Genomic DNA, 254 nt, shown 5'->3' with positions numbered 1-254 from the left:
GGGCCCGCTCACACGCGACTCCGGGTGCATCGAGGCGTCGCGCCGGTCGTGTTCGTGCCCGAGACGCCGCTCGCGACGAAGCTCGCGCGCAGTCTGCAGCCCGCCTCGGTGCCCCACGAGGACGCCACCTTCAACGTCTCCCGGGCGGCCCTGCTCGTCGCAGCCCTCGTGCAGAGCCCGGAGCTCCTGCACGCCGCCACCGAAGACCGCCTCCACCAGACCTACCGGGCGAGCGCCATGCCCGAGACCGACGC

Annotated in this window: 1 pseudogene; it reads left to right on the top strand. The window is 74.0% G+C overall.

Annotated elements, in window-relative coordinates:
- Positions 1 to 254: pseudogene (locus tag ACZ6JE_RS15360) on the top strand (homoserine kinase); the annotation flags it as partial.

This window comes from Frigoribacterium sp. AC759 (assembly GCF_979256015.1).
This window is presented reverse-complemented; position numbering and strand designations above follow the sequence as displayed.